This is a genomic window from Paenibacillus terricola, from assembly GCF_014779765.1.
GTDB classification, from domain to species: domain Bacteria; phylum Bacillota; class Bacilli; order Paenibacillales; family Paenibacillaceae; genus Paenibacillus_T; species Paenibacillus_T terricola.
This window is the reverse complement of the sequence record NZ_JACXZA010000002.1, coordinates 711599-738426: the sequence shown is the minus strand read 5'-3', so window position 1 is coordinate 738426 and position 26828 is coordinate 711599. Positions and strand designations below refer to the sequence as shown.

Here is a 26828-nt window from a genome sequence, read left to right as displayed (position 1 = left end):
CAAACAAATACTTGTTATTGACATTAATCCATCGAAGTTGAAGGATATAAAGAGGGCATTAATTTTGCACCCAATTTACGGATAATCTAGTGCAAGTCGAGTTGTTTATAACAATTATGCTGATAGGTGGAATCTAATTGCGTATTGCGAAGGTAGATCTCTCAGAGCAATTCCGTCCATTATTGAACCAAACCAAACAAACCATGCTCGACGTGAACGCATCCGCTGCATCATTGCTTGTCATTCAGAACGATCGAGTCGTCTTGGAATGGTATGACGGTACTCACCATTCGAAGAAGGGAGCAAGATTGGTTGATTCGGATTCGATGTTTAATCTTTATTCCACGAGGAAGACTTACGTAGGGTTAGCAACCGCAATCGCAGCAGTTGAAGCTAATGTCCCGTTAGAAACACCCGTTTATCCGTATGTCAACGATATCCCAAGAGAACAATTAGGTGAGATTACCTTGCGTGATTTGGCAACCAAAACAGGTGCCAAATATTTCGGCGACCGCAGAATCGAAAGAGAGGAATTGGCGGGGAAAATCATTGAAACGATCACGGGACTTACGATTGCGGAACTCATCGCAGATCGCGTTCTAAATCCAGTGCAGCTGAATCGGACAGAATGGGTAACTTCACCTAAGGAGAATCTGGTTTGCGATTATCAAGCGGATGGCAAATACGCCTCGGTACGAATCGAATCCAATGAAGGACATGAACGCAATCTGTACACGAATTCGTTAGATCTTGGCTTATGGGGTAATCTGCATTTAAACAAAGGCGTTATCAACGGACAGAGGCTGCTGCCAGAGGCTGTGTTCAAGCTATATGACCAACTTCAATCGGAAGAAGGCTCGAGTAAGCGGCTATTCGGCTGGTATCACGAGGAACATTGGTATTACGCTACGGGAGCCGCGGGTTGCCATTGCATTGTGCTTCCGGAGTATCATGCTGTAGGCGTACGAATGTTGAATCGTTACACAGACAATTACATCGAAGACCAACTACTGTTTAACCAAACCCTGCTTAACTGTTTAGAAGATGCAGCATCCGTCGTACATAGATCTGAGTAAGTCTGAAACCTTATAAGAAGGAGTTAGTGAACATGATGGAACTAGGATTCAAAGGAAAACGTGCCATTATTACCGGAGGCAGCAAAGGAATCGGCCTCGCAACGGCCATGCTGCTTGCATCAGAGGGTGCCCTGGTAGCTCTAATCGCTAGAAATGAGGGACCTCTAAAGGAAGCTGCTCAACGGATTGCAGATAAGACGGGGACGCAGCCGCTTATCATCGCAGCCGATGTGTCCGTTGAAACAGAAGTCCAGCGAGCTGTTGGAGCTATTGTCGAGCGATTCGGCGGTATCGACATCTTGATCAACAACGCCGGCACTTCAGCGGCGAAGCCGTTCGAAGCCGTCGATGCCTCAGCTTGGACGGCCGATTTGAATTTGAAGCTGTTTGGCGCCGTATATTTCGCCAAGTCTGCACTGCCTTATATGCGTCAGGCGGGCGGAGGCGCAATCGTCAATGTTACAGCCGTAGGCGGAAAGACGCCTTCGGGTTCTTCGCTGCCAACCTCGGTCAGCCGAGCGGCTGGTCTGGCATTGACCAAGGCAATGAGCAAAGATCTCGCATCCGACGGCATTCGTGTTAACGCAGTTTGCATCGGATTGATTCGAAGCGATCAAATCGAACGCATGTGGCAGGCAGCCGCTCCCCACATGACATGGGATGAATTCGCTGCCGATCCACGGCATGATATTCCGCTCGGTCGGATTGGCCGGGCAGAAGAAGCCGCTAACGTCATTGCATTCCTTGCTTCTGATGCAGCGTCTTACGTAACCGGAACTGCCGTTAATATCGACGGCGGCAAGGCAGCCGTTCTGTAAATATTCACCTAGTGCCTAAGTCGCAAAAAATTGAGACGCAATTGCCGGCAGGGCGTATTAGAATGGATAAGCCCAATTCATTCGAAAGCAGGAGCCTACATTATGCGAAGCATCAAGATCGTTACCGACTCGACAGTGGATTTGTCCGAAACGGAACTTCATCAATACGGAATTGAGGTTGTCCCGTTAACCATCACGATCGGCGAGGAGCACTTTACAGATCGAGTGGACATTACACCTACTGAATTTATTGCAAAAATGAAGGCATCCGACAAGCTCCCGAAGACGTCCCAGCCATCCGTTGGCGCGTTTATGGAGATGTATGACCGACTTGGAGCCGATGGAAGTGAAGTCATCTCCATTCATATGACTGGCGGAATGAGCGGAACGGTAGATTCTGCTAAGATGGCTGCTGAGATGACGGACACGAAAGTAACTGTTGTCGATTCCCGGTATATTACGAAGGCGCTCTCTTTCCAAGTAATCGAAGCTTCGAAGATGGCCCAAGAAGGCCAATCGGTCGATGAAATCTTAGCAAGATTAGATGTCATTCGCGAACAGACAAGGCTGTTTGTCGTGGTGGATACGTTGGACAACCTGGTGAAGGGCGGACGTATCGGCAAAGGTGCTGCTTGGATCGGTTCACTGCTTAAGATCAAGATTATTGCGTCTCTTGAAGGCGGCGCATATAATCCGGTCGCAAAGGTCCGAAGCCGTGCCCAAATCATCTCCCACTTAGCGAAACAATTCGCAGATGATGTGAAAGGCAAGGCGATCCGTTCGGTGGGTCTCGTCCACGCAGAGGGCGACGAGCTGGCAGCCAAGCTGAAGGAAGCGATAGCGGAGCTAACAGGATTTGATCGATTCAAGATCGAAGATACGACCCCTATTATTAGCACGCATACCGGAGTTGGCGCGATCGGATTTATGTATTATTTTGAATAAGGATCACGGGAGAGTCGCTAAAGGCGGCTCTTTTTTTATTACATATAATATTAATTGGGTTAAAAAAGTAATCGGAATATTGGGCAGGTATTCCAATTGTATCTGTTGAAAAAAAGATTTAGAAAAAAATTGGGTCACCTTGTCGATTACGACGTTTCCCGTTCGTTGTGATTATAGAAAGCAGAGAACAAACAGTAAATGGAGGAGATCCACAATGAGATTTATGATGATTGTCAAAGCAAGCCAAGATTCCGAGAACGGCGTAATGCCGAGTCCAGAGCTGTTGGACGCAATGGGCAGATATAATGAGGAACTTGCAAGAGCAGGCGTATTGGTTGCAGCCGAGGGACTTCACCCATCTTCGAATGCCATTCGCATCTCATATCCTGTACCAGGCGGGAAGCCAAAGGTGATAGACGGGCCTTTCACAGAAGCGAAAGAAATCATTGCAGGGTACACGCTGATCGAAGTGAAATCGAGAGAAGAGGCGATCGAATGGGCCATGCGGATGCCTGATCCTCACGGCTTCGGAGAAGGGCAGATTGAGCTGCGTCAGATATTCGAGGCATCGGAGCTCACGCAGGATCACGATGCAATCGCCCGAATCGATGAATTGAATGCACAATTCACAAGGAAGCCACGGGCGTGAATGAACCTAACGTCCACCGCGCCATCGATGGGATCTGGCGAATTGAATCCGCCAAGATTACCGCTAGCCTGGCACGCATGGTACGAGATGTCGGGCTTGCCGAGGATCTGGCCCAAGATGCGCTTATCATCGCGCTCGAACGTTGGCCGCAAACAGGCATACCCGATAATCCAGGAGCGTGGCTGATGACGACAGCGAAGCGCCGGGCCATTGATCATATGCGCAGACTCAAACTCCGTGATCGCAAATATGAAGAGCTAGGCTGGGAAATCGAGCGTCAACATGAGCCGGATTGGGACGAAGCGCTTGACGATCCTGTCGGCGATGATCTGCTTCGGCTCATCTTCACGACTTGTCATCCGATTCTGTCAACGGATGCAAGGGTTGCGCTTACGCTCCGACTGCTTGGCGGCTTGACGACAGAAGAAATCGCAAGCGCCTTTCTCGTTCCGGAGCCGACCATCGCACAGCGCATCGTTCGGGCGAAACGTTCGCTTGCAGCTGCGAATGTCCCATTCGAATTACCGCCGCAGGCTGAGTTGGCAGAACGGTTGTCGTCTGTGCTTGAGGTTATCTACCTCATGTTCAATGAGGGTTATTCCGCTTCTTCCGGCGCCAGCTGGATTCGACCTATGCTGTGCAGCGAAGCGCTTCGTCTTGGTAGAATCCTTGCGGAGATTGCGCCATATGAACCTGAAGTTCATGGTCTAGTGGCACTGATGGAGATTCAATCGTCAAGATTCAGAGCGAGAGTCGGTCCGAGCGGAGAACCCATTCTGCTCCTGGATCAGAACCGGTCGCTGTGGGATCACCTGCTCATTCGGCGGGGGCTTGCAGCTATTCAGCGGGCTGAACGTCTTGGCAAAACATTCGGAAACTATCTGTTACAAGCTTCGATCGCTGCTTGCCATGCTCGCGCCCGCACAGCCTCGGAGACGGATTGGGTCAAGATATCAGCCTTATACGATGCTCTGTCCCAAGTGGCGCCATCGCCTGTCGTCGAGCTGAATCGAGCAGTCGCATTGTCAATGGCATTCGGTCCTGAAGTGGGACTTGAAGTTATCGATTCTTTGATGCAGGAGCCTTCATTGAAGAACTATCATTTGCTTCCCAGCGTGCGCGGCGACTTTCTAATGAAGTTAGGCCGTAAGAACGAAGCACACTTCGAATTTCAACAAGCTGCAAAGTTGGCAGGCAATGAGAAGGAACGCGAATTATTATTAAAGCGCGCAGTTGAGTGCGACGTGTAATTACACAACCACAATACGAGAGGGGTTTTACATATGAGTCAAGAAGTTATCGAGTACATGGAGAAGGTCAAAGAACCTTGGCAAGCAACTCTGTGCCAACAATTACGTCAAATTGTTCACAACGCGGTTCCCGACGTGCAGGAGCGCATCCAGTACAACAAACCACATTTTCTGAAAAATAAGAAATACGCAGCTGTCATTTCAACTTCGAAGGACGCGGTTAGCTTCACAATCTTTAATGCGACAGAACTTACGCTCCCAAAAGGGCTGTTCGACGGTCCGCCTGAGCGGAAGACGATCAAGTTCCGCAACGGTCAGCAGATCGACCAGAGCATGCTTACCGATCTAGTCCAGCAAGCTGCAAGTACATTATAGAACGAATGAGCTCAGCAAGGGTGGTTTCATGGCATACAAAGGAGATCTAACATGCAAACCGTACGCTCGAAAGACGGCACCCAGATTGCCTATGATAAAGTCGGCCAAGGTCCAGCGCTAATCCTGGTCGGGGGCGCGTTCAGCTATCGTAAATTTACGAGTATGGTGAAGTTAGCTTCGTTATTATCGGAGCACTTCACTGTCTATTATTATGACCGCCGTGGTCGTGGCGATAGCGGAGACAATCTACCCTATGCGATCGAGCGAGAGATCGAAGATCTTGAAGCAATGATCCAAGAAGCAGGCGGTTCGGCGCAGGTATGGGGCCTGTCATCCGGCGCAGTTCTTGCTCTGCATGCGGCAGCAAGCGGGGTTAACATAACGAAATTGGCTTTGCACGAGCCACCTTTTGTCGTTGATTCCGCTGACCGCTTGCCGCCCCAAGATCTAAGGCAACATGTGACAACGCTAATCGCCGACAATCGCCGAGCAGAAGCGATTAAGTATTTCATGACCAAAGGGATGGGGGCTCCTTCCTTCGTTGTTGGAATGATGCGATTGATGCCAAGTGTTTGGTCCAATCTTATGGCAGTCGCACATACGCTTCCTTATGATGCGGCCTTACTGGATGGCTATATTAACGGAAAGCCATTGCCCGTTGACCAGTGGGGCACCGTCCAGATGCCGACACTAGTGCTTGAAGGCACAGAGAGCCCGGCTTCTCTCCGACATGCCGCGCAAGCTCTAACTAAGGTTCTTCCCAATGCTCAGCTAAGCAGTAAGAAGGGACTTGGACATACGAAGCAGATCAATGCGGCAGTTTTTGCAGCTGAGCTAACGACTTTCTTTAAAGGACCTTCACGACAAAACACCAGCTCTTAAGGCTGGTGTTTTGATTATAGTTATACGGTTATTAAGTTGATAGCTTGATAAGTCGGAGCGATGCGCTCGTGATTTGTTGGTCTGCAACGCCACCGAATGGCGGGTATGTTATTGTCCCGCTGAGCGTGATCGTTGTCTGAGTACTCGTTACCGGGATAAGGGCACGCAGTTGAACGGCATCATTGGCCGCAAGTCGGATTATCGCAGTTGCGCCAACGACATCGACCTGTTCTCCTGGAAATACAGCCAGACCCGATAGCGTAGCAGCGGCAACCGTCCCGTTGATGAAAATACCAAATGCACAATGATTATCAGGAGGCAGGAAGGAGGCATTCCAGTCCACAGCATAGTCGCCGGCTTCCGATACCGTAAGCGTTGTTGACGTAGCCGTGATGCCACCAGTAATAACGGAGCCTGGTTGATCGAATTGATTGAATCGGACAGGCTCATTATTCGCAACCGTTTGAGTCGCATTATCATAGACGTTCGCATATGCTGTAGCAAATGTTCCCGGAGGCCCTTGCGGACCTACTGGTCCTTGTTGACCAATGGGACCTTGCTGTCCTCTTGGCCCAGTTGGACCAATGGGACCTTGGGGTCCTGGAGGGCCTTGCGGTCCGACTGCGCCTTCAAAGTTATTGATTATTTCATTGATCGTATTGATCTGATTCACGATTACATTCTTTTGCTCGACTGTCATCGTAACCGCTTGAAGCGTGATGAAGAACTGATTCATGATTTGTTGGACCTGAACGACCTTATTTATGATAGAAAGATTGATTTCTTTCAGCATCAGTATGATGTCTCTTAGTAAACGAAGCAGAATGGCTTTCTTGCAAATGCCGGATTTAGATACGAAATCGAACAGCCGAATCATTTGTAACCTTAATTGTTTACTGTTTGCAGTACTCATATCGCTTAAAGCTATAGGAAGGGCCTTCTCAATACCGCTGAGAATTTCTTGTACTTGAAGAAACTCGTCATCGGATAGGTGGGATCTACATTTCTTCTTCCTACGAGGCACGCATGAGCAACGATGCTTACAGCGTCTAGAGCTAGTTGATAGGCGGCTAGTGTTCGCGGACATCTTTTCATCTCCCTCGGCAGATCGTACTGTTCAAATGTATGTCGGACAAGTACCCGCCGGTATACGCTCTCGTCCAAGCGCTCAATTAATATTGGATAGAATCCGCTTTAACCCATACTCTCTGCTCGTAAAAGGCAGCCGATAGATGAATCGGTTGCCTTTCCTTGTAGTTATCAAATGGCCCCGATCGATAATCATTAGCTCAGAATCTACCCGTCTTACAGACGTATGAACAAATGATTGTTTCGGAACCTGCTGCGAACTGGTTACGCTTAGGATGTTCGAAATCAAGCGAGTTTCGTTTCGAACCCATTGCTAAGAAAGGGAGATGCAAGAAACAAACTCATTTCTGTAAGCGGTACCATGAACGACAATAACCAATTGGAGGGATTTAATTGAACAAGCATGCAGCCAAGTTAACGAGTTACGTTGTCTTTCTTGCGCTCGCACTAACCTTAGTCACCAGCGGATGGGGCAATTCAACCGCACATGCAGCCAGCGTGTCGATCACCAGCAGCGGAGGCTGGAATGAGACGACATTTGTACAATGGTCATCGGTAAGCAATGCCCAAGGCTATAACGTATATGTGAAGCCATCAAGCGCAGCAGACTCCCAATATCAGCAGCTTGATAGTCAATTAATCCGCAAATACGCCTCCTACTGGAGAGCGGATGCCGTAGGGCTCGCAGCAGGCAGTTACGTTATGAAGGTTGAAGCTATTCTGTCAGACGGTACCACAGCAAGTGCGGTATCGGGTACGCTAACCGCTTCTGCCCATGACCGATCCGGGTTTGCTTTCTCCGCGAACTCAACGTTCGGAACGGGTTCCGGCGCCTACAATAATAACGGTACGCTTAAGAGCGGCGCTCAAGTCGTGTATGTTACCTCTCAGAATGCGCAGACCGTAACGCTTGATGTGAAAATCAACAGCGCAGGCGACAAGCAAACCGCTGTAGGCATCGGCGAAATTTTTACGCTAAGACAAAAGGGGTATGATACAACGCCGCTTGCCATCCGGTTCATCGGTAAAGTGACGGCTGCTAACTTGAGCGGTCAGTTGAACAGCAGCGGCTATCTCCAGATCAAAGGCAAAACGGATTATTCTCCAATGAATATGACGATCGAAGGAATTGGACAGGACGCAACGGCTTATGGATGGGGAATTCTGCTCCGCTATGTCGGCAATGTGGAGATAAGAAACTTGGGCGTCATGTTGTTTCCAGACGACGGCATATCACTTGATACGGGCAATGCGAATGTATGGGTGCATAATAATGATATCTTCTATGGAGCTGCCGGCAGTGATGCGGATCAAGTCAAAGGCGATGGTTCCACAGACTTGAAGAAGGGATCCACATTTATAACGATCTCTTACAATCACTATTGGGATTCTGGCAAAGCCTCTTTGGTGGGATTAAGCGAAACAGCCGATTTCTACGCTACGTTCCACCACAACTGGTTCGATCACTCGGACTCGCGTCATCCGCGAATTCGTACGGGATCCGTTCACATCTACAATAACTTCTACGACGGAAACTCGAAGTACGGCGTCGGCGTCACGACAGGAAGTTCGGCCTTTGTGGAATCGAACTATTTCCGACATGTCAAATACCCAATGATGAGCTCGCTGCAGGGGACAGATGCGTTAGGTGAAGGTACATTCTCGGGCGAGAACGGCGGAATGATCAAGGCATACAATAATGTCATTGCTAGTGCAGACAGCATCATCTATGCGAATTCCAATGCAGGAACAACAGCGGCTAACGCAACATCCTTTGATGCTTATCTAGCTGCATCTCGCACTGCTTCAGTACCTAGCACATACAAAACAAAAGCAGGGGGAACCGCTTATAACAACTTCGATACGTTAAAAGAATTGGGCGTCAATGCAGCGAACATCGATGCGGCAAGCAATGTTGAACAAGTCGTATCTGCCCGAGCAGGCCGGCTCAATAAAGGGGATTTCACCTGGGAATTCAATGACGCCGTCGACGACACTTCCGATACGCTCAACACCGCTCTGATGTCCAAGATTCAAAGCTACACTACACAGCTCGTGTCCGTTGGCGGCAATTCATCCCCGACTACACCAACAGACCCAACAACGCCTACAGATCCTACGCCAGCAACCGTCGTTCACAACTTTACAACAAGCGGCACGACAAGCAGTTTCTTCAACATTCAAGGAAACCTGTCAACGACGAAGGGAACCGTCACCTACAACGGATTGACTCTTACACAATGCTTGAAGATTGAGAGCTCGACAAGCATCGGATTTACGACAACGGCTGCCAAGACGTTAACGCTCGTGTTCAACTCTGCGAATGGCACGTTGATCAAGATCGACGGCACAAGTTATGCGATGACCAATGGGATTGTCAGCGTATCGCTTGCTGCAGGCGCACATACGATAACGAAGGCTGATACAACGAATTTGTACTACATGAAACTAGAGTAGATGGATAGAGGTAGGTCAACCAGGCGCTCTGGTTGACCTATTGTTAATTGTCATTCTTCTCGTTCCAAAGTGAGCTATAATAAAGACATTCAGATTCTTCGTTGCAGTTGGAGATAGAGGAGAATAGACATGACTAAAGACACTGTTATAATCCGAGCAGAGCAAATTGCGGGCGATTTTCTTCAAGAGCAAGTAATAGGTTCCTATCAGATCTTGGATAAGGGCATGATCAATCAAGTATGTGTCGTTGAGACAGAACGAAATAAGGTTGTTGTTCGCATGAACAACCAAAGTACATACCCAAGTTATATAAAGGAACAATGGTGTATCGAGCAGGCAGCATCAGCAGGCATTCCCGGCCCCCGTGTCTTGTCCGTTGGAATTTGTGAGGATACAGCATATATGATTCAATCGTTCGTAGAAGGTGAGAACGGGCTTGATAGTGGGGTGCTTTCACGAACCGAAACGTGGAGGCAGTTGGGCCGATATGCGAAGATGATACATGCCATCCCAGTGAAAGGATATGGGGAGAATCTGGTCAATCCAGAGCAGGGAGAGTGGGTTTCACCTCCTCATCCAGGCTCGGATGGCAGCTGGCAAGGTTATATCCAGCACAACATCAAATGTTTGACAGACGAGGACCCATTAATCCGGCTTGGTGTCCTTACACCTGAAGAATCGATTAAATTACGTGAGCTTTTTGTCAAAATGAGCACGGAATCGTATCTTTTCGGATTAATCCATGGCGACCTCACGCTGAAGAATGTCCTTGTCGATTCAACCGGCCAAATGACGGTTATCGATTGGGGCAACGCTGCAGTAGCCCCCGTGCCGCACGGCGATCTAATCCATCTGCTGCTGCATCAAATGCTGGAAGACGGCTTGAACGATGTTGAATTCAATGCTTATCTGGACGGATATGGCATGAACCAGGAAGAACTTATAGTCACTAGACAATTAATGCTATTAAAATCCTTCGATACGGTCAGATGGGCGATTGATCGAAGTCCGGATCAGATCGAATCCTATGCGGCGATCGCCAAACAAGTATTTAGCTTGTATTATAAATAGAGGTTTGTAATGATTCGCAATTGATCATGCTTGCTTCAACATTGACAGCGCATAACGGAAGCAGCCCTCAAACTAATTTGGGGGCTGCTTCTTAGGGTTTTATTATCAAGCTCGCCATATCTGCTTGAAGTCAATCCATCCCAATGAATTGAACCGTACGGCTTTGTATGAAGGGTGGTAATCCGTATAGAATCGGCCGTGGAGCATGAAGAGAGTCTGATGTTCTTCACTAAGTCTGGTTTCAATGCCAGCATAAATAGACATTCGATCTTCTGCGTTGTTACATGCGAGTGCATCATCAATTCGCTCAAGTGTCCAAGCGGAAAGCTCCGGAGACAACATCCGATGTAAGAAGCTGTCCTCTTGTTCCAAGCGTAGTAACATATTTATGCAGCCGCTGATCTATCTATTGAATATCTTGAAGAGAACAGATTGGGCAAAGGGGGACAAAAGAAACCTCTGATTAAACCATTCCATATTAGGAGATACTCCCCAAGGAATCAACGAGCGACAAGGGGAGTGGACATCATACGACGCACACTATATCGGATTTATTCAATGACTCTCTTTGCGCTGTCTTTAACGATATGGATCGCATGCAGCAGCAGTTATGCAGCTTTACAGATTAACGCTGATCAAGATACTGAAGGAATTAAGATTAGCTTGCTTGAAGCCTATAGAATAGGGCAGCTTAAAGCTCAACAATGGGATGCGAAAGCCAAGTTATATTTACTGACTAGCGTGGATAGCGATCCGGGTACGAATCAAGGATTTGATGGAAAGAGAAGATATTGGAACATGGTATTTGCCGTTCCGGGAGCCGCGAAGTCAATCCTCTATACCATTCATGATAAGGTAATCATTCATGCGACCCCAAGTGAGGATATGTCAAGCATGAATGAGGTGATTGAACGATTAGGTACAATCAAGATCGACAGCACAGATGTAATCGAAAGGGCACAACAAGAGCTGTTTCCCGCCAAAGGGTGGGCATCCGGATACCATTTTAGATTATCAAGAAGCAGCGATATCGCACTGCTGGAGGTTGTTGGCGCTGACAGAGAGGGGAAGATCAAGAAGGTTTACTACGACGGATATACAGGTAAACGCTATATCCCAAACTAACAATCAATTCTATTCCTAATACAAAAGAAGGCAGTTGCGTGAGCAGCAGCGAAAACAAAAAAAGCCCTTGCCAACAAGGCAGGGGCTACAATTTTGCATATAAAAAGACGAAGTGATATAATCGGATTACGTGTACAAATAAAAAATTCGTAAAGACAGACCATTTTATAATTTTATTGTACCACGTCATTGGATTCCTGTCAAACGTAAACATTTTAAAGGTTAGGAGAGTTGTAGAATGAATGCTTTGGTTCTCGATCTTCAGACGATAGACAGTGCGCAGCAATCGCTTGTAGGTGGCAAAGGTTACAATTTAGCCGTACTGACTCATATTGAAGGTGTACAAGTTCCAGTCGGATTTTGTGTGACCACCGCAGCCTATCGGCAAGCGATCGAACACAATGAAACGTATCAGGCTTTGTTGAGTCAGCTGTCAAAGCTGAACGTGGAGGATCGTGAACAAATCAGTGCAATCAGCGGGAAGATTCGGCAGATCATTACGGAGTCAGTCATTCCATCTGAAATTGTAAACGCCGTTACTCGCCAGTTATCCCGGTTCGGTGAAGATCATGCATATGCCGTACGTTCTAGTGCAACCGCTGAAGATTTGCCGCATGCATCTTTTGCCGGTCAGCAAGACACCTATCTTAATATCATCGGCGTGGAGGCCGTACTGCACCATATCAGCCAATGCTGGGCTTCATTGTTTACAGATCGAGCAGTTATCTATCGGATGCGCAATGGTTTCGACCACCGTCAAGTGTATCTTTCCGTTATCGTTCAACGAATGGTATCTCCGCAGGCATCGGGTATTATGTTTACCGCTGATCCTATAACAATGAACCGTAGGCGGCTATCTATCGATGCCGGCTATGGACTAGGAGAAGCACTCGTTTCTGGGTTAGTATCCGCCGACAACTATCAAGTGAAGGAGGAGCAAATCATCGATAAGCGGATCGCGGTGAAGCAATTGGCTATCTACGGGTTAGAAGAAGGTGGAACGGAAACCCGGCAGATCGATCCCGATCAGCAGAAGAACCAAACATTGACGGACCAACAGATTTTACAACTTGGACAAATTGGAAGACAGATCGAGGGTCATTTTGGCGCTCCGCAGGATATCGAATGGTGTTTGGTTGATGATGCATTCTATATCGTTCAAAGCCGACCAATCACGACCTTATTCCCGATACCAGAAGCGGCTGATGATAACAATCACGTATATGTATCCGTTGGCCATCAACAAATGATGACCGATGCGATTAAACCGCTCGGATTATCGTTTTATCTGATGACGACTCGCGCACCAATGCGGACAGCAGGCGGAAGGCTGTTTGTCGATATTACGCCCATGCTGACCACAGCGGCTGGCAGAGATATGCTGGTCAATAACTTGGGACAATCAGATCCACTCTTTAAAGACGCACTTGTGAACATAATAGAACGAGATTATATCAAGCTGGTGACAACGGATGCCACACCAGCGACTCCAGGGAATGCCGGTAAAGGCGGTCCGCCTACAAGTGCTCAAGACCCAATCGACATTGATCCATCCATCGTTACTGAATTGATCCACAGCACGAAAGCATCTATCGAGGAACTGAAACATCTTATCCGAACGAAATCGGGATCTGAGCTGTTTGATTTTATTAAGGAAGACATGCAGCAATTAAGGACGATCCTGTTCGATCCGCGGAGTACAGCGGTTTTCATGGCGGCAATGAATGCTTCAGCTTGGCTTAACACTAACATGAAGGAGTGGCTTGGCGAGACGAACGCAGCCGATACGCTTACACAATCCGTTCCCAATAACGTGACTTCAGAGATGGGGCTAGCGCTGCTGGATGTCGCAGATGTCATACGCCTATATCCCGATGCCATTGTCTGTTTGCAACAAGCTGAAGATGACAGCTTTCTCGATGAGTTGCTGAAATTCGAAGGCGGGAAAGAAGCACAAGAAGCGATCTACGAATATCTAGATCGGTATGGCATGCGATGTGCGGGTGAAATCGATATAACGAGAACGAGATGGAGCGAGAGACCCATTACGCTTGTGCCGTTAATTCTCGGTAATATCAAGCGCTTCGAACCGGATGAAAGCAAACGGAAATTTGAACAGGGACGGCAAGATGCTTGGGATAAGGAGCAAGAGCTTTTAGCCCGACTGAAGCAATTGCCGGACGGCACGAATAAGGCCGATGAAACCAAACAAAAGATCGATCTCGTCCGCCATTTCATTGGTTATCGGGAGTTTCCTAAGTACGGCATGGTTAGCCGCTATTTCGTTTATAAACAAGCGATGCTGCACGAGGCTGAACAACTCGTACAAGCCGGGGTCATTCGTCATAAGGAAGATATCTACTATCTTACATTCGAAGAACTTCACGAAGTGGTACGAACCCAACAGCTGAACAACGAAATCATCCGCAAACGACAAGAAGAGTACCGATTATATGACAAACTATCGCCTCCACGTCTCCTAACATCAGACGGCGAAATCATTAAAGGGAAGTACAAGCGAGACCATCTCCCTGCTGAGGCTATTGTCGGCCTGCCGGTTTCTACTGGCGTGGTGGAGGGACGTGCCCGAGTCATTCTTAACATGGAAGATGCTGATCTAGAGGATGGCGACATACTCGTCACTGCCTTTACGGACCCTAGCTGGACACCGCTGTTTGTATCCCTAAGAGGGTTGGTCACCGAAGTTGGCGGGCTTATGACCCATGGTGCTGTCATTGCCCGTGAATATGGCTTGCCGGCCGTTGTCGGGGTTGAGCATGCGACGAAGCTGATCCAAGACGGGCAGCGAATACGGGTCAATGGAACTGATGGATATATCGTACTATTGTAAGGTTAATAGGGGGATTCGGATGAGCGGCTTCTCTTCTACTACAGAAGAGAAGCTGTTATTTTGTTGCTATTCTTTTTATAATAGAATCATTCTTCTACAAGATAGTTCAAATTAGAAGCTAATCCGTAAGGCATTCAACAAGATAACAGTCGAAGGGGTAGTTCATATGGACAACAGACTTAACTGGGCAGGCAACTACCGATACGGTTCGTCAGACATTATTGAACCTGGAACATTAGAAGAGGTCCGTGACTTGGTTGCTAAGAGCAACTCCGTCCGCACACTTGGTTCACGCCACTCCTTTAACGGGATCGCCGACACTGACGGCATCCAGATCTCGCTTCGTAAGCTGGATCGAGTCATCGCGCTCGATAAGGAGCAGCATACGGTTACCGTTGAAGGCGGGATTCGGTACGGTGAGCTATGCCGTTATCTAGATGACCAAGGCTATGCCTTACACAATCTGGCCTCACTGCCGCACATCAGCGTGGCTGGCGCCGTAGCGACCGGCACACATGGTTCGGGTGATCAGAACGCAGGTTTAGCGGATGCAGTCCGCGCCATTGAGCTGGTGAAGGCAGACGGAGAGATTGCGGTACTCACACGTGGGGTAGATCGCGACTTCGAAGGAGCAGTTGTTGGACTCGGTGGCCTCGGCGTCGTCACGAAGCTTACGCTGGACGTATTGCCATCGTTTCAGGTTAGTCAGACGGTATATGACCAATTGCCTCTTGCTGTACTTGAAGAGCGTGGATTTGACGAGATCTACTCTTCTGCATACAGTGTCAGTTTGTTTACGAATTGGGCTGGCCCCGTGTTTAATCAAGTGTGGGTAAAGAGCAAGCTGACTGGTGAACAAGCAAGCGTGCCAACAACTTCCGAATTCTTCGGGGCTGTGGCGGCTGCGGCTAAGCGGCATCCTGTACCAGGTCAGTCGGAGATTAACTGCAGCGAGCAGTTAGGCGTTCCAGGGCCATGGTACGAGCGGTTGCCTCATTTCCGTATGGACTTTACGCCAAGTGCAGGCAACGAGCTGCAGAGTGAATATTTCGTGCCAAGGCGTTACGCCCTTGAGGCGCTGCGCGCGCTCGAAGGACTGCGGCATCGCATCTCGCCTCTGCTTTATGTCTCTGAAGTTCGTACCATTGCGGCAGACAACTTCTGGATTAGCCCGTGTTATCAACAGGATAGTGTTGGCCTGCATTTTACGTGGAAACCAGAATGGGAATCCGTCCGCCAGCTGCTTCCGCTGATCGAACGCGAGCTTGCGCCATTCGGAGCACGTCCGCACTGGGCGAAGCTATTCACAATGGAGTCGGCCAGTGTGCAATCGCAGTATAAGCGGTTAGAGGATTTCCGTCAGCTGCTGCTTCGGTACGATCCAGCAGGGAAGTTCCGTAATGAGTTCCTGAACAGCTATATTTTCGGATAAAATAAAGAAGCTCTTCGGCTATGAACTGCCGAAGAGCTTCTTGGATTGAATGAGTAGGGGGAAGTTCAATATGATCCTTAATGCGGCAGTTTAAAATGCTCCCGCCATTCATTTAATCCTTCATCCATTCGATAAGCCTTATATCCCTCAGCCTGAAGCTTCTGAGCCGCAATTGCCGAGTACACACATAATGGACCTCTACAATAGGCGATGAACTCGACATCCTGCGGCAGTTTATTCATGACCGACTCCAATTCCTCCATAGGAACAGATATTGCTCCAGCAATATGGCTGACTTCATACTCTTCTTTCGGACGCAAATCTAGAAGAATAATGGACTCGTTGTTTAATTTCTCCCTCACTTGATCCATCGACAACGTCTGGATGTTATCCAGATGATTGATGAAATCATCCTTGAGCTTTGCAATATCCGGAAGCTGCTTCTCACTAATTCTCCATAAAGAATTAAGGAAATCTATGATCGAAGGATCGGCTAGCGAATAGATAACATGTGTGCCTTGTTTCGTATATTTCACAAGCTTAGCGTCTAATAACACCTGGAGATGGCGAGAGACATTGGCGAAATTCATTCCCGTGGCAGCGGTTAATTTCTCAACCGTTTTGGAACCTTGAGATAGCAAATGTAGAATTTCCAGCCGTTTGTCGCTCGATAAACTTTTGCCAACCCTAGCTAGTTGTTTATATAGATCATCCTTGATGGCGCTCGCAGAATCCAGCATTTCTTTCACAATCGTATCCCTCGATTCTATAGTCATGATCGCTTGTTACTTATATTACATCAGTTTATTCAAATACTCCATTGACTAATAATGTACTCAACCTCACTGAATGCGGTGGAAGTGATTATTATCATTTCCTTATCTAATATTCAATTAAACAATTGAATATTGCAATGAATTCGCATATACTCACTCTTACAGTGCCATATACGAATCGAGGAGGAGAATGATATACAAGCATTGTCGGTGGTGCAGGATCCGAAAAACTTGTCGTCTCGGACTGCTGAATCTCGAACAATACATAGATAAGGAGTGAAACAAATGGGAGAGAACGCAGTTGTACTTGGAGATCCGGCACATCACAATATGCCAGATTCCGTATTAGCGTATGTAAGATCGCCAGAGAAGCAGCGTCAGCTGCATGCCAAGACATTGAAAGTCGTTATTATCTCACAAATATTTGGTGGAGCAGGGTTGGCAGCTGGAATTACAGTGGGCGCGCTTCTTGCACAAGATATGTTAGGTACCGACAGTTATGCAGGGGTACCTACAGCTTTATTCACATTAGGATCAGCAGGTGCCGCACTCGGAGTTGGCCGGCTGTCCCAACGTTATGGCCGTCGCAGCGGCCTGGCATCAGGCTTCCTAGTAGGCGGACTTGGAGCGATTGGGGTTATCCTTGCAGCGATATGGAGCAGCTTGCCTTTGCTATTTCTCTCCATGTTCATCTATGGTGCAGGGACAGCAACCAACCTGCAGGCACGATTTGCCGGAACTGACTTGGCACTGCCTGCACATCGGGCCAAAGCAATAAGCATGGCGATGATGTTCACAACATTCGGAGCGGTTGCCGGACCTAATCTAGTTAAACTTACAGGTAAGCTGGCAACTTCCCTTGGCGCGCCTGCCTTGTCAGGGCCATTCATGTTAGCAGCCGCAGCGTACATTATAGCAGGCATTGTGCTGCTTATTTTCCTCAAACCCGATCCATTCCTTGTAGCGAAAGCCATCGCTTATGAGGAGAGTATTCGCACGCAAGCCACTGAAGCGGAACATACGCATGTTCACGAATCCAAGCTGAACAAGAAAGGCATAGCGCTTGGAGCATCTGTAATGGTGCTAACGCAAATCGTCATGATCGCGATTATGACCATGACTCCCGTTCATATGAAACATCATGGTCATGATTTGAGTCATGTCGGATTCGTCATTGGTATTCATGTTGCAGCGATGTATTTGCCTTCGCTCGTCACCGGTATTCTTGTCGATAAATTCGGACATATTAGGATGTCATACGTTGCTGGTATAACTTTGTTGTTGTCTGGTGTGCTGGCTGCCTTCGTACCTGGTGATTCAATGGGCTTGCTCGTTCTGGCGCTTGCACTTCTTGGGTTAGGCTGGAACTTCGGATTGATTAGCGGTACGACAGCTATTGTAGAAGCAACAACTCCGCATGATCGCGCGAAGACGCAAGGCACGGTAGATGTATTAATCGCCTTGGCGGGTGCGTCCGGCGGGGCTCTCTCGGGTATGGTTGTTGCACATTCCAGCTATTCTATTCTGTCACTGGCAGGTGCGATCTTGTCATTGCTTCTTATTCCGATCGTATTGTGGACCCGTAAACAATAATGAAGGTAGATGTGAGTGATCGTTACATGAAGTCGAGAACAGATTATCCCGTCATCATTATAGGTGCTGGTGTGTGCGGCTTACGAATCGCTTCGTTGCTTTCCGCTGAAGGGATCCCCTGTCGAGTCTTAGAGGCAAGAGGTCGTATTGGCGGCAGGGTGTTGACGGAGGAAGTGTTTAGCAGGCCTGAATTGGGCAGATTTGATTTGGGTCCAACTTGGTTCTGGCCGCAATATGAACCAACAATCGCAAATTTAATAAACGAGCTTGGCTTGAAGACCTTCCCGCAATATTCTGAAGGGAATATCCTCTCTGAACGGTCACATACAACGCCACCTCAGCAATTCGCACTTCCAGATGGGGCGATGGAAAGCTCGGTGAGGCTTGAGGGAGGGGTTCAATCGCTTATTGATGCTATTGCTGCCACACTTCCAAGCGGAACGGTTGAACTGAATCAACGAGTGAAGACGATCCGGCACAAGAGCGATGGGCTGCTTACGGTTGAAGTGGAAGGAATGAGGGAAGAAATCACAGCTAGTGCCGTCATCCTAGCGTTGCCGCCTCGCCTGGCAGTTAATAAAATATCATTCGAGCCCGCTTTATCGCCAGAGCTGCGGATGGACATGATGAACAAACCAACCTGGATGGCAGGACAGGCCAAAGTGCTTGCGATTTATGAGCGGCCATTCTGGCGCGACCAAGGGCTAGCAGGATTTGCAACAAGTTGGGCAGGGCCCTTGCAGGAAATTCATGATGCGTCTCCACTAACTGGATCTGGTGCGTTGTTTGGCTTCTTTGGCCTAACAGCCCGTAAACGAGAGGAGCTGGGAGAACAACGTATTCTGAAGCTTGTGGATGAACAGTTGAGAAGACTTTTTGGTCCATTGGCAGCCGAACGGATAGCGTTCCTGTATAAAGATTGGTCCATTGATTCAGACACAGCCACTAGCGAAGATGCAGAACCCATTCGCGAGTATCCAGACTACGGCCCACATTTGAACGATCCAACTTGGAACAAGAAGGTCTGGTTTGCCGGTACTGAAACAGCCTCTGCGCAAGGCGGACATCTTGAAGGCGCTCTTCAGTCTGCAGATCGCACCGTATATGAATTGTTGAAATCATACAGGCAAGACCATTAGGAGAGAGCTGCCACTTGGCAGTTCTCTTTCTCTTGTGCTGTCGATTCATTCAACCGAGTATTCCTACTCAAAGAGCGGGCATACAGAAGATGTCGGATATTTGATTCCAAGAAGAGATGATTTCGTAAGGAGAGATGCATGATGAATAGCAGTTTGGATGGCGAAAGACAAGGAGCCACGCCAACAGGAGGGCTATTACTCCAAGGAAAGACGGCACTAGTAACAGGAGCTGGGTCGGGAATCGGCAGAGCTGCCGCACTGAATCTTGCCCGCGCTGGAGCCAATGTGTGCTTGCTCGATCTGATCGACGAGCGTACCGAGGATGTCGAGAAGGAGATTCGCAGCATAGGTCGTGAAGCGGAATTCTTCGACGTCGACGTGTCAGATCCAGGCAGAATGGAGCAAGCCATCCGCGCCGCTGCTGAGCGCTTTGGCCGTCTTGATGTCATATTTGCTAATGCGGGAATCAACGGCACACTTGCCCCAATAGAGGACTTAACGCCAGAGACTTGGGATCAGACGTTAGGAATCAACCTGAAGGGGACATTTCTAACAGTCAAGAACGCCGTACCTCATATGAAAACCAACGGAGGCAGTATCATCATTACAAGCTCGATTAACGGCAATCGCAAATTCTCAGGATTCGGTATGTCCGCTTACAGCGCCTCCAAAGCTGGTCAAGTGGCTTTCGCGAAGATGGCTGCGTTGGAACTCGCAAGATATCGGATCCGTGTGAATGCCATCTGTCCCGGAGGAATTCAGACCAATATTGGAGAAAACACGAATAGTACGAAGCAGTTGGACAAAATCCGCATTCCGGTCGAGTACCCGGAAGGCGCACAACCGCTTGAGCATGGCCCGGGACGTCCCGAACAGGTAGCGGATTTGGTGCTGTTCCTTGCCTCCGAACAGTCTAGTCACATTACCGGCACGGAAATTTATATCGACGGAGCTGAGACACTCCTGTAGGAACCAAATGATCAATAGGATCGTATTGAACGAATCACCTCTATTAAACCGGCAGTCGATCGTAGGATCGACTGCCTTTCGTGTTTCGAGGACATAAAGGTAAATGTTTACATGCGAACAAATGATCGGATATAATAGGGTCATATAAACCTTGAAAGAAGGGTTGACTCTCATGACGCAAGACAATAGTGCAGATGTCATCGGTTATTGCTGCTTGAGGTTTCCAGTTGCCAATTTGAAGAAATCGGTAGATTTTTATTGCAAAGTGCTAGGCTATCAATTGATTTCGGCGGATTATTCGTTTGGCGAAGCACATATTGCTCTAAAGAATGGGAACGATCCAGGTATTTTCTTAATGGAAACGAAGCCGGAGCATGTCACTCCTCTGAAATTTGTATTTCCTCGATCATTCTTCGTCACCAACAGCACGGGACACGTAACGGTAATAGAACTGCTAACGAACAATCTAATCGCCTTACATGAACGAATCAAGCAAGATGGAGCTTCTATCGATAATGAACCCGTATTTGCAGCAGATTATGGTTACTTCACCTTCCAGGATCCAGACGGGCACTATATTCGGGCAGTCGAAATGAAAGTTTGAATGATGCCTCGAGTAAGCTTTGCCTCATTCGTCACCGATATAAACAACTCACACTACTACATACATTAGGACGGCAGCCGATCCGAAGATCAGCTGCCTTTCACTTGTGCTTAGTCATGCAGCCAATACCACTCCAGAGAACGAAGTGATTATTCCAGCGTTGATCCCCAAATATATGGATCATTCGTACCTGTGTATATGCCCTTGATCACGCGATAAGCAAGTTTCGGTTTGCGGTATTCATTAACAATCCCTTTGTTATTGAAGGAGCGTGCGCGGTCCCGGAAGTGGGGGAGATGACTGTGCAAGTCGGCACGGGTGTCCGCAAATTGCCAAACATAAGTACCGCTAATCTTCGAGTCGGATCGGAAAAGCTTGAGGGATTTGCTTAACAAATCAGCCTGATAATCTTCGCTGAATAGACGTGGTTCCCAGCCGGAGTCTCCATGTACGCCAGCTCCGCCAAATTCAGTCATTAGAACCGGTATGTTCTCTGCACCATACTCCTTGCAGCGCTCATGAAACACTTCTAGCATTTCCTCAAAACTGGTATGTCCGAAATACCATCCCCCGTAATAGTTAATGCCGATCACATCGAACAGTCCGAGACAGATGTCTGTCATCGGGTGCATGGTCGCATAAACCACAAGTCGAGACTGATCCTTGCTCCGGACGAGCTCGATCATCTTAAAATCAAAGGCTTGCTGGGAGCGTGTATCGATTTCATTATGAACCGACTAGAACAGGAAATATGTGGGACATTCCCGAGCCGATCGAACGGCTGCAGCTGCCGTTTCTGATGCCTATACAGATAGAGCGTCAAGGAAAGATTGGAGGGATGTTCCGGGAAGCGGAGAGAGAATGGGTACCTGGGGATCAAGCTCGAGAAACACGGGTGAAATCCGTATGGTACAGACTCATTCAAGAGTTGCATGAGGCTGCTCATGCAGGAGATAGACAGAGTGAGGAGGAAGGAATAGACGAAGCGCTTCGCCAGTTCAAGGAGAAGCTGGATACAGGATTTGCCTCGGATGTTCGCATTACTGAATTGGCGGAACAAACCGGATTTTCTCCTGTCTACATGCGTCGAACCTTTGATGCTCGGTATGGTCGCAGCCCCAAAGAGTATCTGGATCAACTGCGCTATGAGCATGCTGTCCGCAGACTCCGATTTACTAGTGATGCCATCACGGATGTAGCGGCTTCCTGCGGTTACGCTGACGTCTACCAGTTCAGCAAGGCGTTCAAGAAACGCAACGGATTATCACCGTCCGAATACCGCAGATCAAGCGATAGCACTTTGTTTAACTAAAGCTAGATAATCAAATAAGGAGCTCCCCCATTATCGGGAGAACTCCTAATTGATACAGCTGTGAGCTGACAACAACAGCTCACTAGGAAACTATCTTATGGCTCAATACCCCATTGCAGGGTGCCATTCATGTAACCAGTCATCTTCGTCCAATCCACATAGCTGGAGCCTGTTGGGCTGAACGAATAATCGCCCGTTTGCGTGTAGTTGGTCCAGTCCGTACGAGCGATGCGGATTTGAATCTCGGCAGACGCTCCTGGTGCGAGTGAACCCGCTCCGCTTGTGAAGCCGATCTCAAAATACGTGTCAGCACCTGTTTTTGGCGCAGCCATCGTCACGAAGGAGCCGGTTACGTTCGAGCTGCCAATAGCCGACCAATCGCACCAGAACGCTTGCGTTTTGCTCGCATCGATCGTGTAGTAGTAGCGCAGTTTGACCTTGGAAAGGTCCAAAGCGGTCGTACCTGTGTTCACGATATTAATGCGAGGAGCAATCGTGTTGCTGGAGGCGGACGTAACACCGCTGTACATCTGGATCTTGAAGCTGCCCGTTGTCGTCGTTCCCGCTGGCGTCAGTGCAACAACATTGGAAGTCGTCGAACCTGCCGTGTTCGTGGCAACAACGCGGTAATTGTACAACGTGCCATTAACGGCTGTTGTGTCCGTATAAGTCAAACCTGTCAGATTGGAAGCAATCACTGAGTAAGTACCGCTACCAGCAGCGCGCTCAACTCTGTATGAGGTTGCGCCAGTGGAACCCGTCCATGTCAGTGCTGCCTGTGCATTGCCGGCTGTACCCGACAATGTGAGCGAACCAGGCAGCGCGACGGTCGTGTCGACTATAGTTACCGCGAGGACTGGATCCGTGCCTGCACTGAAGTCGAACGTCAGGTTCGTCGTGCCTGCCGCTTGCGCAGCAAGGTAACTTTTCTTAATCGTAACCGTCGTGCCGGATACGGTGTAGTCCGTACCGGATACGAGGGAGGTGGAGCCATTCTTAATGCCATTAAACGTATTGCTATTCAATGTCATCGTAACCGCGATGTCCGCTTGGTTAGTCGTTTTCTTGTCGAACGAAGCGTTCGTCGGTGTGATCGTCGAGCTAGCTGTCGTGTCTACGACCGTTACTTTGAGCACGGGATCCGTACCTGCGTTGAAGTCGAAAGTCAGGTTCGTCGTACCTACCGCTTGCGCAGCAAGATAACTTTTCTTAATCGTAACCGTCGTTCCCGATACCGTGTAGTCCGTGCCGGATACGAGGGAGGCGGAGCCATTCTTAATGGCGTTAAGCGTGTTGCCATTCAGTGTCATCGTAACCGCGATGTCTGCTTGACTAGCGGTTTTCTTATCGAACGAAGCGTTTGTAGGCGTAATGGATGAGCTTGGGACGCTAACCTTTAGATTAGGCAGCTCGTCCAATGTGATAACATAATTACTTTGATACAGTGTTGTCAGCGTTGTAGGATTATTATTGGCGGAACTCGTAATAAATTCGCCATACCAAGGACAAAAGTAGAGCCAGCCGGATTTCTCCTCCGTCAGATTCTGTAGACTTGGAATGGTATCGTTCTCTGCCATGGCCACCATTTTCTTGCCACCAGTCAAATTAACCAGTTGATAGAAAATCGAAGTAATGGCATCCTCATTCGGTACACCGGACAAGCCGTCCGTACGGTTATAGACCGTATTGTACTTGTCATAGCCAACAATATCTACCTTATCGTCGCCAGGATACCATTGCGGAGAAGTGCTGTAGGTGTAGCTGTTGTAGATCCAGATAATGTTGTGCAAACCGTACGTTTGCGTCAGTTCCGTATAAAGCAGATTCCACATCTGCTTGTACACCGTTGCGCCTGCTTTAGCCCACCAGAACCACGCACCTTCGCCATTAGCACCGCCATTGCCTTCTGCTTCATGGAAAGGACGGAGCATGATAGGTACGCCATTATTTTGCAGAATCTGCAATTGTGCTGCGAGATCCGCAATGGCCAATTTAAGGTATTGGTACTCTTTCGTACCTGGAACTACTGCATTGGCTGTATTAAAATTGGTTTCTGTCGGCTTGTAAGTTGCATCTTTCCAATCGACAGCTTGTCCGAGCGTGTAGGTCGTGAAGTTCTTCGGTACATTGATATGCCAACTGGCTGTTGCGATACCGCCACGGTTGTTCACCCAATCGATCACCCGACTGGTCGTACCGTCTTCCCAACCGTACAACGGATTATAGTTCATGAAATCGAATCCGCGAATTGCTGGATATTTGCCAGTTAAATTGTGGATCCAATCGAATTCCAACTCATAATTGCCATTATTGCCGCCTCCGTAGATCTCTTGCTGACCCGAAATAATATGTTTGCCGTAAGCGCTTGTTAGATAATTCATCAGCAGCTGCGTTTGCGGTGTGGATTGAGCGTCTGTAAGGACAGGTTGAACGATCAACGGATCGAGATTGGCATAGTCAACGGTGAAGCTGTCAAAGTAGGCGAAGCCCCAGCCCGCCTTCAGTTGGATCGTATTGGTGCCAGCAGTCAGCTTATAGAAGCCAAAATCGAAATTCGACCAAGTAGTCGTGTAAGGCAGCATAAACGAACCTTTGTTAACCCCGTTAATCGTTAAATACTGAAGTCTGCCGTCTGGACTGAGCTCCTGCATGAAACGCGTGTTGATCGAATACATCCCGGTTGCAGGGACCGTCACCGTGAAGGTGATTGTACCCGAGCTTTGCATCCATACGAATCCCGTTCCGGTGTAGCCAGGCTTAGGCGTTCCATAAATCGAAGTCGTTACTTGCAGGTCGGAGGTGAGCTGAGCGTTCTCGCCTTCTATCGAGAAGAGTGGGGCAGCCGCATGTACTTTAGCGGGCACGGTCGTCAAGCCAAGCAGCAGGGCAAATGCTAGCATTATCGCACTTGCTTTTTTAAGCCAAGTTTTCATTACCACAATTCCTTTCTTAATGGAATATGTAACCGCTTTACTAGATGAACATATCGTGAAATGCGTTATGGAGATAGGCATTTTTATGACTTTACAATGGTAATTTAGGTACTAGTTATAACGATAAAATAGATTATTACATACGAAAAAAGAGCTCTTATGAGAAAAGAGCTCCCTGGACGGTTTTTGCACAACTAGTTTAAAGCTTGTTCAAGATCGGCAATAATGTCTGCGCTATCTTCGATTCCGATCGATAGTCGGATTAGATTAGGCTTGATCCCGCCAATGGTTCGATAGAATTCTGGAACGCTGTGGTGCACGGCCGCAACAGGTTGGGTAATCAACGATTCAACAGAACCTAAGCTAACCGCGCGAGTAAACAATTCGACGCGATTGAGGAACTGATTAACCTCCTGTTGACCACCTTGTAATTCCACGCTCAGCACCCCGCCGAAGCCCGTCATTTGATCAGCCGCTAACTTATGTTGAGGATGACTTGGCAAACCTGGGTAATGCACGCTCTCAATTCTCGGATGCTTATGCAGGTACTCCGCGACGCGTAGTGCATTCTCATTATGACGCTGCATACGTAAACCTAACGTTTTCATTCCCCGAATAAGCAGCCATGCATCGAAACCGTTGAGGTTGCCGCCCAACTTACGGTAAACATCTGAGCACTCCTTAATGAATGCTTGCGTTCCTACAATGGCCCCAGCCATGACATCACTATGACCATTCATATATTTGGTACAGCTATGAACAACAATATCAGCTCCAAGTTCCAGAGGCTTCTGATTCAAAACCGAAAACGTATTATCAACGATCAATTGAATATTGTGTTCATGAGCCAGATTCGCCAATTGGCGAATATCATAGATCCGCAGCGTTGGGTTACTTGGCGATTCTAACAATATGATCTTGGTATTAGGACGGATGGCTTCTTTAATAGCGTCAATGCTGGTAAAATCGACAAAGCTCGTTTCAATTCCGAAGTTAGGGAATAGAGAGTGCAGCAGTCCAAAGCTGCCTCCATAAATGTCAGCATGGCTAATGATGTGCTCGCCAGCCCTTGCACAAGTTAATATTGCAGTAGAGATCGCTGCCATACCAGACGCAAGCAGAAGAGCTGCTTCAGAGCCTTCTATTTGAGCGATTTTGGCTTCTGCTATTCCAAAGTTGGGATTGCCAAACCGAGTATAGATATGACCGCTCGATCTACCCTCCATTAGATCAAGCGTGCTCTCATTAGACGGAAAGGCAAACGTCGTTGTTTGATAAATAGGCGGAACCACCGCTCCCGTAGTAGGGTCAGGTCGTTCCCCGGTGTGGATCAGCTTTGAATTCAATCCTTGAAATTTATTGCTCAATCTGATCACCCTTTACCACAATATTCAGGCCATCCAGTTAAAAAGGGGCATATGTTATCTATACATTGGCGATCTTAGATCTAGAAGGCTTTTTCATTGAATATATGGGACGTTG

At 48.2% G+C, this 26828-nt stretch carries 22 protein-coding genes; 17 read left to right on the top strand and 5 right to left on the bottom strand.

Annotated features, from left to right (window positions below; translation table 11 throughout):
* Positions 1-137 precede the first annotated feature (137 nt).
* The 7 genes from H8B09_RS10645 to H8B09_RS10615 all read left to right on the top strand — a co-directional run bounded on the left by H8B09_RS10645 (position 138) and on the right by H8B09_RS10615 (position 5995).
* The gene (locus H8B09_RS10645) at positions 138-1076 is read left to right on the top strand and encodes a serine hydrolase domain-containing protein (protein ID WP_224753455.1); all 939 of its coding nucleotides are present in this window, start codon (positions 138-140) and stop codon (positions 1074-1076) included.
* Between the two features lie 35 nt (positions 1077-1111).
* Positions 1112-1894, top strand: coding sequence for an SDR family NAD(P)-dependent oxidoreductase (locus H8B09_RS10640; protein ID WP_191203800.1), 783 nt, complete (start codon positions 1112-1114; stop codon positions 1892-1894).
* A gap of 102 nt (positions 1895-1996) precedes the next feature.
* Positions 1997-2839 carry a DegV family protein gene (locus H8B09_RS10635; protein ID WP_191203464.1) on the top strand — a complete coding sequence of 281 codons (843 nt, stop codon included), beginning with the start codon at positions 1997-1999 and terminating at the stop codon, positions 2837-2839.
* A gap of 214 nt (positions 2840-3053) precedes the next feature.
* Entirely contained in the window at positions 3054-3488 is a 435-nt protein-coding gene (locus H8B09_RS10630) for a YciI family protein (RefSeq protein ID WP_191203463.1), read from the top strand.
* Positions 3485-4738 carry an RNA polymerase sigma factor gene (locus H8B09_RS10625; RefSeq protein WP_318152577.1) on the top strand — a complete coding sequence of 418 codons (1254 nt, stop codon included), beginning with the start codon at positions 3485-3487 and terminating at the stop codon, positions 4736-4738. The genes H8B09_RS10630 and H8B09_RS10625 overlap by 4 nt, the downstream gene beginning before the upstream one ends.
* A 33-nt stretch (positions 4739-4771) precedes the next feature.
* Entirely contained in the window at positions 4772-5113 is a 342-nt protein-coding gene (locus tag H8B09_RS10620) for a DUF1801 domain-containing protein (RefSeq protein WP_191203462.1), read from the top strand.
* 51 nt (positions 5114-5164) lie between these two features.
* Positions 5165-5995: an alpha/beta fold hydrolase gene (locus H8B09_RS10615; protein ID WP_191203461.1), complete on the top strand. Its 831-nt coding sequence runs from the start codon at positions 5165-5167 to the stop codon at positions 5993-5995.
* 31 nt (positions 5996-6026) lie between these two features.
* On the opposite strand, the gene H8B09_RS10610 is transcribed toward H8B09_RS10615, so the two are convergent.
* Positions 6027-6872, bottom strand: coding sequence for a hypothetical protein (locus tag H8B09_RS10610; protein WP_224753554.1), 846 nt, complete (start codon positions 6870-6872; stop codon positions 6027-6029).
* A gap of 605 nt (positions 6873-7477) precedes the next feature.
* Here H8B09_RS10610 and H8B09_RS10605 point away from each other — a divergent pair.
* The 5 genes from H8B09_RS10605 (at position 7478) to H8B09_RS10585 (ending at position 16020) form a co-directional block, all read left to right on the top strand.
* The gene (locus tag H8B09_RS10605) at positions 7478-9541 is read left to right on the top strand and encodes a pectate lyase family protein (RefSeq protein ID WP_191203460.1); all 2064 of its coding nucleotides are present in this window, start codon (positions 7478-7480) and stop codon (positions 9539-9541) included.
* 129 nt (positions 9542-9670) lie between these two features.
* Entirely contained in the window at positions 9671-10612 is a 942-nt protein-coding gene (locus H8B09_RS10600; RefSeq protein ID WP_191203459.1) for a phosphotransferase family protein, read from the top strand.
* Between the two features lie 519 nt (positions 10613-11131).
* On the top strand, positions 11132-11737 hold the full coding sequence (locus H8B09_RS10595) for a hypothetical protein (protein ID WP_191203458.1): 606 nt from the start codon (positions 11132-11134) through the stop codon (positions 11735-11737).
* Between the two features lie 238 nt (positions 11738-11975).
* Positions 11976-14588 carry a phosphoenolpyruvate synthase gene (gene ppsA / locus H8B09_RS10590; protein ID WP_191203457.1) on the top strand — a complete coding sequence of 871 codons (2613 nt, stop codon included), beginning with the start codon at positions 11976-11978 and terminating at the stop codon, positions 14586-14588.
* A gap of 166 nt (positions 14589-14754) precedes the next feature.
* Entirely contained in the window at positions 14755-16020 is a 1266-nt protein-coding gene (locus tag H8B09_RS10585; RefSeq protein WP_191203456.1) for an FAD-binding protein, read from the top strand.
* A gap of 77 nt (positions 16021-16097) precedes the next feature.
* On the opposite strand, the gene H8B09_RS10580 is transcribed toward H8B09_RS10585, so the two are convergent.
* Positions 16098-16796: an ArsR/SmtB family transcription factor gene (locus H8B09_RS10580; RefSeq protein ID WP_224753454.1), complete on the bottom strand. Its 699-nt coding sequence runs from the start codon at positions 16794-16796 to the stop codon at positions 16098-16100.
* Positions 16797-17126: 330 nt separating this feature from the next.
* Between H8B09_RS10580 and H8B09_RS10575 the strand changes: the two genes are divergently transcribed.
* The 4 genes from H8B09_RS10575 to H8B09_RS10560 all read left to right on the top strand — a co-directional run bounded on the left by H8B09_RS10575 (position 17127) and on the right by H8B09_RS10560 (position 21101).
* Positions 17127-18389, top strand: a complete 1263-nt coding sequence (locus H8B09_RS10575) for an MFS transporter (protein WP_191203796.1) — start codon at positions 17127-17129, stop codon at positions 18387-18389.
* Between the two features lie 26 nt (positions 18390-18415).
* Complete coding sequence (locus H8B09_RS10570) at positions 18416-19528, top strand: flavin monoamine oxidase family protein (protein WP_191203455.1); 1113 nt, start codon at positions 18416-18418, stop codon at positions 19526-19528.
* 138 nt (positions 19529-19666) lie between these two features.
* Positions 19667-20497: an SDR family oxidoreductase gene (locus H8B09_RS10565; RefSeq protein WP_397376055.1), complete on the top strand. Its 831-nt coding sequence runs from the start codon at positions 19667-19669 to the stop codon at positions 20495-20497.
* Between the two features lie 172 nt (positions 20498-20669).
* Positions 20670-21101 (top strand): VOC family protein, encoded by a 432-nt coding sequence (locus tag H8B09_RS10560; protein ID WP_191203453.1) that lies wholly within the window; start codon positions 20670-20672, stop codon positions 21099-21101.
* 149 nt (positions 21102-21250) lie between these two features.
* Here the strand turns inward: H8B09_RS10560 and H8B09_RS10555 are convergent, their stop codons facing one another.
* Positions 21251-21787, bottom strand: a complete 537-nt coding sequence (locus tag H8B09_RS10555) for a glycoside hydrolase family 2 TIM barrel-domain containing protein (RefSeq protein WP_224753452.1) — start codon at positions 21785-21787, stop codon at positions 21251-21253.
* Between the two features lie 26 nt (positions 21788-21813).
* On the opposite strand from H8B09_RS10555, the gene H8B09_RS10550 reads away from it, so the two are divergent.
* Complete coding sequence (locus H8B09_RS10550; RefSeq protein WP_318152575.1) at positions 21814-22413, top strand: helix-turn-helix domain-containing protein; 600 nt, start codon at positions 21814-21816, stop codon at positions 22411-22413.
* Positions 22414-22508: 95 nt separating this feature from the next.
* Here the strand turns inward: H8B09_RS10550 and H8B09_RS10545 are convergent, their stop codons facing one another.
* On the bottom strand, positions 22509-25346 hold the full coding sequence (locus H8B09_RS10545; RefSeq protein WP_191203452.1) for a X2-like carbohydrate binding domain-containing protein: 2838 nt from the start codon (positions 25344-25346) through the stop codon (positions 22509-22511).
* A gap of 194 nt (positions 25347-25540) precedes the next feature.
* Entirely contained in the window at positions 25541-26713 is a 1173-nt protein-coding gene (locus H8B09_RS10540; protein ID WP_191203451.1) for a trans-sulfuration enzyme family protein, read from the bottom strand.
* Positions 26714-26828 lie beyond the last annotated feature (115 nt).

Coding starts and splice junctions, on each gene's coding strand:
- H8B09_RS10560 (WP_191203453.1), top strand. CDS start 20,670: ATGACGCAAGACAATAGTGCAGATGTCATCGGTTATTGCTGCTTGAGG.
- ppsA (WP_191203457.1), top strand. CDS start 11,976: ATGAATGCTTTGGTTCTCGATCTTCAGACGATAGACAGTGCGCAGCAA.
- H8B09_RS10615 (WP_191203461.1), top strand. CDS start 5,165: ATGCAAACCGTACGCTCGAAAGACGGCACCCAGATTGCCTATGATAAA.
- H8B09_RS10555 (WP_224753452.1), bottom strand. CDS start 21,787: ATGATCGAGCTCGTCCGGAGCAAGGATCAGTCTCGACTTGTGGTTTAT.
- H8B09_RS10570 (WP_191203455.1), top strand. CDS start 18,416: ATGAAGTCGAGAACAGATTATCCCGTCATCATTATAGGTGCTGGTGTG.
- H8B09_RS10635 (WP_191203464.1), top strand. CDS start 1,997: ATGCGAAGCATCAAGATCGTTACCGACTCGACAGTGGATTTGTCCGAA.
- H8B09_RS10620 (WP_191203462.1), top strand. CDS start 4,772: ATGAGTCAAGAAGTTATCGAGTACATGGAGAAGGTCAAAGAACCTTGG.
- H8B09_RS10630 (WP_191203463.1), top strand. CDS start 3,054: ATGAGATTTATGATGATTGTCAAAGCAAGCCAAGATTCCGAGAACGGC.
- H8B09_RS10640 (WP_191203800.1), top strand. CDS start 1,112: ATGGAACTAGGATTCAAAGGAAAACGTGCCATTATTACCGGAGGCAGC.
- H8B09_RS10545 (WP_191203452.1), bottom strand. CDS start 25,346: ATGAAAACTTGGCTTAAAAAAGCAAGTGCGATAATGCTAGCATTTGCC.
- H8B09_RS10580 (WP_224753454.1), bottom strand. CDS start 16,796: ATGACTATAGAATCGAGGGATACGATTGTGAAAGAAATGCTGGATTCT.
- H8B09_RS10565 (WP_397376055.1), top strand. CDS start 19,667: ATGATGAATAGCAGTTTGGATGGCGAAAGACAAGGAGCCACGCCAACA.
- H8B09_RS10610 (WP_224753554.1), bottom strand. CDS start 6,872: ATGATTCGGCTGTTCGATTTCGTATCTAAATCCGGCATTTGCAAGAAA.
- H8B09_RS10575 (WP_191203796.1), top strand. CDS start 17,127: ATGCCAGATTCCGTATTAGCGTATGTAAGATCGCCAGAGAAGCAGCGT.
- H8B09_RS10585 (WP_191203456.1), top strand. CDS start 14,755: ATGGACAACAGACTTAACTGGGCAGGCAACTACCGATACGGTTCGTCA.
- H8B09_RS10600 (WP_191203459.1), top strand. CDS start 9,671: ATGACTAAAGACACTGTTATAATCCGAGCAGAGCAAATTGCGGGCGAT.